Genomic DNA, 488 nt, shown 5'->3' with positions numbered 1-488 from the left:
GTCCAGGGCCTCCATGGCCACGAGCAGGAAGGACGCGGAGAAGGACTCCGACAGCGTGCGTCCGGCGAAGAGGAGCACCGGTCCGCTCAGGCCCAGGAGCAGGACGGCGAGCGCCCCTCCCTGGGGACCGGCGCGGCGCGCGGCGAAGCGGTACACGGCCCACAGGCTCCACGCGTGCAGGGCGAACTGGGGCACCGCCACGACGCCCCGGTAGATGCGCGGGTCGGTGACGCCGAGCACCGCGGAGAGCTTCAGGAAGGCCGCCAGCACGCCGGGGAGGGCCCAGTTGCGCAGGCCCTCGCGCCACTCCCACGCCAGCACGCCGTAGCCGTGCACGCGCCACCATGCGGGCTCCAGCGCCTGGAACACCTCGTCCGGGTGGATGCGGCCCAGTTCGCGCACCGCCACGACGATGGGGACCAGCGCCACCGCGAGGAGGCCCAGGACGCGCAGGCCTCCGGGCACCCCCCTCTTGAGGGGCGCCGCGT

Annotated in this window: 1 pseudogene; it reads right to left on the bottom strand. The window is 74.8% G+C overall.

The features are described from left to right. A pseudogene (locus D7V93_RS43940) lies at positions 1 to 465 on the bottom strand (mannosyltransferase); the annotation flags it as partial. Positions 466 to 488 lie beyond the last annotated feature (23 nt).

Source organism: Corallococcus llansteffanensis, assembly GCF_003612055.1.
GTDB classification, from domain to species: Bacteria; Myxococcota; Myxococcia; order Myxococcales; family Myxococcaceae; genus Corallococcus; species Corallococcus llansteffanensis.
The sequence above is the reverse complement of the archived record's forward strand: the minus strand, read 5'-3'. Positions and strand labels throughout refer to the sequence as shown.